Raw genomic sequence first — 4,874 nt, 5'->3', positions numbered from 1 at the left:
GACGGGCAGCGGGCCTTTCCGCCGCGGCCGACCGAGGCGCTCTTCGCCGACCCGCCGCCGGAGCTCAGGGCCTATCTCGGCTGACGGGCACGCCCGGGCACGTGTGCCCTGCGGGCAAGCCATTGATAATGGCGGCTAATTTTTGCGTCTATACGTTGTATAGACGACGTCTATGCGGCGCGGGCACGCCGGCGGGTCGCGGCGAGCGCGCCGATGCCGCCGAGGAGCAGCCAGGCGGCGGCCGGCAGCGGGACCGGTGCCGGGGAGTGCGAGGCGCTGACGTTGTCCACGCGCAGGTTGCCGCCGCCGCCGGTCGAGAAGAGGACCGAGCTGACGTTGGCGAACTCGTTGCCGAAGACCAGCGTGTGATAGGTGTTCTTGGCGAAGTCGGCGAGAGCGAAGGTCAGCGAGGTGCCGTTGCTGCCGTCGAGCTTCAGGAAGTTGCCGGTGCCCTTGCCGAGCAGATTGAAGCTGAGCCCGCCGAGGGTGAAGAGGCCCGACGCGCCGGTGCTGGTCATGCTGGTCGTCTCGTTGTCGTTCAGCGCCAGGCAGCCGTTGCTCACGCAATTGCCGTTCACGATCCGCGCGGGATCGAAGGAGAAGCCTTCCTGGAGATAGGGGTCGGCCTTCTTGTCGCCGCCGAAGTCGACGATGGTCGCCGCCGATCCGACCGAGGCGAAGAGCCCGGCGCCGGCGAAGGCGGCCGCGGCGGCGAGACGGAACAGGGACGCACGAACAGGGAAAACCACGACTTTCTCACTCCCGAACATTTGCCTTCAGCGGCAAGGAAACACCGGCCGACGATCTCGGCGCAGACCCCTCCCGCATAGCATCTGCCGGCGCGGGACGGCAGGCCGAATATTAACGATTGGTAAAAATCCCCGGGCGGATCCTTTGTGTTCGGGCCGGCGGTTAACGGGGCCGCGCCGCGGCGACGTAGCGGGCGAGTGCCGCTTCGAGGCCGGCGCGGTCGGTGCCGGTGGCGGCGATCCAGTCGGACGGGGCGGCGGCAACCAGCGGCGCGAGGTCGAGCCGGGGCGACGGTGCAGCGGGTGGTTCGCGCCCGGCGAGGAGATGGCCCGGAGGCAGTTCGGGGCTGGCGGTGCGACCGGCGAGGGCGCGGGAGAGATAGAGGCAGGCGTCGTAGTCGATGGCCCAGAGGCGGCCGGCGGCGACGAGGAGGTTGGGGTTCCGCGCCGTGCGGTCGACGTTGACGAGCAGCGCGTCGGCGCGGGCGATGGCGTCGAGCGCCGCCGCCGGCGTCCGGGCGAGGTCTTCCGCGGTCGCGGGGCGGGCGTCCGGCAGGAAGTCGATGCCGAGGTTCCAGCCGCTGCTGCGCTGGAGCATGGAATCGAATTCGTCGGTGCCGACGAGCCAGGGGAAGCCCTCCGGGAGGAAGACCGGCTCCGCCGCCGGGACCGGCGCGCCGAGGGCGCGGGCGATGCCGATGGCGAGGAGCTCGGTCAGGAGGCCGAAGGGGCCGGGCCCGGCGCCGGAGAACTTCATCACCCGCCGCACCCCGTCGCCGGTCTCGACGACCGCGGGCGAGGTGCTGGCCTGCGGCAGCACCTCGAGGATGCGGACGACCGTCGCCGTCCCGGCAGGCAGGGTCAGACGTGCTTGCCCTTGTGCGGCGCCCAGAGCTTCTTGTTGGTGAACCAGAGGAGCACGGTCAGCAGCAGCAGGAAGAGCACCGCCGTGAGGCCCGCCGACTTGCGCGCCATCATCTTCGGCTCGGCCGCCCACATCAGGAAGGCCGCCACGTCCTGCGACATCTGCTCGACGGTCGCCTGGGTGCCGTCGGCGTAGGTGACCATGTCGTCGGAGAGCGGCGGCGGCATCGAGATCCAGCCGCCGGGGAAGGTGTGGTTCTCGTAGAGGACCGCACCCGCCTCCTCCTTCTCCTCGCCGGTGTAGCCGTGCAGCAGCGTGGCGATGTATTCCGGCCCGCCGATGCCGCGCAGGAGCTGGTTGACGAGCAGCCCGTGCGGGCCGGTGAAGCCGGCCCGCGCCTTGGCCATCAGGCTGAGGTCGGGCGCGGTCTCGAGCCCCGAGGGCGGGAAGTGGTCGGACGGCGTCGCCGGGCGGCTCTCGCCGGTGTCGGCGTCCGTCACCTCGTGCATGGCGGCGAAGGCGCGCATCTGGTTCTCGGCCATCGCCGGGCCGCCGTGCTCGGCCAGCTCGCGGAACGGCACGAACTTCAGCCCGTGGCAGGCCGCGCAGACCTCGGTGTAGACCTGCAGGCCGCGCTGGAGCTGCGACTGGTCGAAGCGCCCGAACGGCCCCTCGAAGGAGAAGCGGTAGTCGGTGACGTGCCCGCCTTCCGCGGCGAGCGCCGCGCCGGCGCCGAGCGAGAGCGCCGCAAGGCCGGCGAGGATGGTGCTCTTCAGCATGCTCATGTCCCTCTCCCCGCTCACTCGGCCGGGTTGCTGATCGCCGCGCGCTCCATGGCCGCCTCGCCGGTGCCGTAATGCTCCCGGAAGTCGGCCTCGATCGTCTCCGGCTGCGGCAGCGGCTTCTCGATCACCCCGAGGATCGGCAGGATGACGAGGAAGAAGACGAACCAGTAGAGCGTGGCGAGCTGGCTGATGATGACGAAGGGCTGCTCCGGCGGCTGCGAGCCGCACCAGGTCAGCACCACGAAGTCGACCACGAGCAGCCAGAACCAGATCTTGAACATCGGCCGGTAGCGCCCGGAGCGCACCCGGCTGGTGTCGAGCCAGGGCAGCACCAGGAGCACGGCGATCGAGCCGAACATCGCCAGCACGCCGGCGAGCTTCGAGTTGATCCAGAGCACGTCGAAGGTGATGGCGCGCAGCATGGCGTAGAAGGGCAGGAAGTACCATTCCGGCACGATGTGCGCCGGCGTCTTCAGCGCGTCCGCCTCGATGTAGTTGTCGGGGTGGCCGAGGAAGTTCGGCATGAAGCCGACGATCGCGGCGAAGACGGTCAGGATGAAGACCAGCGCGAAGAGGTCCTTGATGACGAAGTAGGGCCAGAAGGGCAGCGTGTCGCGCTGGGCCTCGGCCTTGGAGGTCCGCCGCACCTCGACGCCGGTCGGGTTGTTGTTGCCGGTGGTGTGGAAGGCCCAGATGTGGACGATCACCAGCGCGGCGATGACGAACGGAAGCAGATAGTGCAGCGAGAAGAAGCGGTTGAGCGTCGGGTTGTCGACCGCCGGCCCGCCGAGCAGCCAGGTCTGGATGTCGACGCCGACGAGCGGGATGGCCGAGAAGAGGCCGGTGATGACGGTGGCGCCCCAGAAGGACATCTGCCCCCAGGGCAGCACGTAGCCCATGAAGGCGGTCGCCATCATCAGGAGGAAGATCAGCATGCCGACGATCCAGGTGATCTCGCGCGGCGTCTTGTAGGAGCCGTAGTAGATGCCGCGGAAGATGTGGGCGTAGACGGCGAAGAAGAAGAGCGAGGCGCCGTTGGCGTGCACGTAGCGCAAGGCCCAGCCGGCGTTCACGTCGCGCATGATGTGCTCGACCGAGGAGAAGGCGAGGCTGACGTGCGGGGTATAGTGCATCACGAGCACGATGCCGGTCGCGATCTGCATCACGAGGCAGAAGGCGAGGACGATGCCCCAGATCCACATCCAGTTGAGGTTCTTCGGCGTCGGGATGGTGAGGGTCGCGTGGATGAGGCCGAAGATCGGCAGGCGGCTCTCGATCCACTTCTCGATGCCGGTCTTCGGTTCGTAGTGATCGTGCGGGATGCCGCTCATTGCGAACCTCCTCAACCGAGCTGGACGACGCCGTCGGAGGCGAAGCTCGCGACGGGAATGTGCAGGTTCTCCGGCGCCGGCCCTTTGCGGATGCGGCCCGAGGTGTCGTAGTGCGAGCCGTGGCAGGGGCAGAACCAGCCGCCGAAGTCGCCGGCCTCGCCGATCGGGACGCAGCCGAGGTGGGTGCAGACGCCGGTCATCAGCAGCCACTCGCCGGTCTCGTCCAGGGCGCGGTCCTCGTCGGTCGCCGCCGCGTCCGCCGGCAGGTTGGCGTTGCGCGCGAGCTTGTCGGGCAGGTCGGCGAGCGGGGTCTCGCGGGCGGCGGCGATCTCGTCCGGCGTGCGGCGGCGGATGAAGACCGGCTTGCCGAGGAACTTGATGGTGAGCTGGCTGCCGACCTCGACCGCGCTGACGTCGACCTGGATCGAGGCGAGCGCCTGCACGTCGGCGGAGGGGTTCATCGAGTTGACGAGGGGCCAGACCGCGGCGGCCGTGGCGATGCCGCCGGCGGCGCCGGTGGCGACGAAGAGGAAATCTCTGCGGGTGCCGGTCGCGCCGGAATGCGTGCCGGAGTGCTCTTCGACGTGTGCCACGCGCTGTCGCTCCTTGCCAAATGCCCGCTGGGGCGCGATCGCGCCGGGGCGGATCCTGCCTCCGCCGCTCGGCTTTGTTTCAGGGATTAGACGGTTCATCGCCGCTGGTCCAGCGGCTTTCCACCGCATTTTGCGCCGGCGCGCCGGGGCCGCTAGCCTCCGCGGTGGTAGGGCGTGCCGGCGAGGATCGAGGCGGCGCGGTAGAGCTGCTCGGCGAGCATCGCCCGCACGAGCAGGTGCGGCCAGACCATAGGGCCGAGCGAGAGGAGGTGGTCGGCCCGGTCGCGGAGCGCGGGGTCGAGCCCGTCCGCGCCGCCGATCGCGAAGGCGAGCTCGCGCGCGCCTCCGTCGGCGGCGTCGCGGAGCAGGCGGGCGAATCCGGGCGAATCGAGCGCCCGGCCGCGTTCGTCGAGGGCGGCGAGGGAGGCGCCCTTCGGGAGGGCGGCGGCGATGAGGGCGGCCTCGGCGCCGGGGCCGCCGCCGCGGCGGTCCTCGATCTCCACCACCCGCGCCGGGCCGAGGCCGAGCGCGCGGCCGGTGCGGTCGAAGCG

Annotated in this window: 6 protein-coding genes; all 6 read right to left on the bottom strand. The window is 70.2% G+C overall.

What is annotated here, in order from left to right; all coding sequences use genetic code 11:
* Nucleotides 1-170 precede the first annotated feature (170 nt).
* The gene (locus Q0112_RS18540) at nt 171-749 is read right to left on the bottom strand and encodes a VPLPA-CTERM sorting domain-containing protein (RefSeq protein ID WP_297977540.1); all 579 of its coding nucleotides are present in this window, start codon (nt 747-749) and stop codon (nt 171-173) included.
* A gap of 163 nt (nt 750-912) precedes the next feature.
* On the bottom strand, nt 913-1,569 hold the full coding sequence (locus tag Q0112_RS18535) for a hypothetical protein (protein WP_297977539.1): 657 nt from the start codon (nt 1,567-1,569) through the stop codon (nt 913-915).
* Nucleotides 1,570-1,610: 41 nt separating this feature from the next.
* Nucleotides 1,611-2,393, bottom strand: coding sequence for a cytochrome c1 (locus Q0112_RS18530; RefSeq protein ID WP_297977541.1), 783 nt, complete (start codon nt 2,391-2,393; stop codon nt 1,611-1,613).
* A gap of 20 nt (nt 2,394-2,413) precedes the next feature.
* On the bottom strand, nt 2,414-3,730 hold the full coding sequence (locus tag Q0112_RS18525) for a cytochrome b N-terminal domain-containing protein (RefSeq protein WP_297977537.1): 1,317 nt from the start codon (nt 3,728-3,730) through the stop codon (nt 2,414-2,416).
* 11 nt (nt 3,731-3,741) lie between these two features.
* On the bottom strand, nt 3,742-4,323 hold the full coding sequence (petA, locus tag Q0112_RS18520) for a ubiquinol-cytochrome c reductase iron-sulfur subunit (RefSeq protein WP_297977536.1): 582 nt from the start codon (nt 4,321-4,323) through the stop codon (nt 3,742-3,744).
* A gap of 152 nt (nt 4,324-4,475) precedes the next feature.
* Nucleotides 4,476-4,874 (bottom strand): 23S rRNA (pseudouridine(1915)-N(3))-methyltransferase RlmH (locus tag Q0112_RS18515; RefSeq protein ID WP_297977535.1); only part of this gene is annotated, 399 nt, incomplete at its 5' end.

This window comes from uncultured Amaricoccus sp. (assembly GCF_937858865.1).
Classification (GTDB): domain Bacteria; phylum Pseudomonadota; class Alphaproteobacteria; order Rhodobacterales; family Rhodobacteraceae; genus Amaricoccus.
The sequence above is the reverse complement of the archived record's forward strand: the minus strand, read 5'-3'. Positions and strand labels throughout refer to the sequence as shown.

Bases quoted from the DNA above. Each gene is read 5' to 3' on its own strand.
- Q0112_RS18525 (WP_297977537.1), bottom strand. From the start codon at position 3,730: ATGAGCGGCATCCCGCACGATCACTACGAACCGAAGACCGGCATCGAG.
- Q0112_RS18530 (WP_297977541.1), bottom strand. From the start codon at position 2,393: ATGCTGAAGAGCACCATCCTCGCCGGCCTTGCGGCGCTCTCGCTCGGC.